At 43.0% G+C, this 230-nt stretch carries 1 protein-coding gene; it reads right to left on the bottom strand.

Annotation, left to right across the window (positions count from 1 at the left end; all coding sequences use genetic code 11):
* A partial coding sequence (locus NLF92_RS13880) for a hypothetical protein (protein WP_254102864.1) occupies positions 1 to 205 on the bottom strand: 205 nt, incomplete at its 3' end.
* Positions 206 to 230 lie beyond the last annotated feature (25 nt).

Genomic DNA, 230 nt, shown 5'->3' with positions numbered 1-230 from the left:
TAATACTTGCTTCTAAGAATTCATCCTCACCTAACCACTTAACCGGACTAGCGCTCGAACCGGTACTTGCCATGGCGTTGAAAACATCGGTATTACCATGTAAATCCTTTGTACGCGATAGCAGGTTAGCAACGGTACGCCCTGTTCCCAATGCAAACTCATATTGCAGGGATTCACTTTTTCTCAATTCAGCCAGGTTAGTCATGACTTTTCATCCTTGTTTAAACTGA

The organism is Opacimonas viscosa (assembly GCF_024199005.1).
GTDB classification, from domain to species: domain Bacteria; phylum Pseudomonadota; class Gammaproteobacteria; order Enterobacterales; family Alteromonadaceae; genus Opacimonas; species Opacimonas viscosa.
The sequence above is the reverse complement of the archived record's forward strand: the minus strand, read 5'-3'. Positions and strand labels throughout refer to the sequence as shown.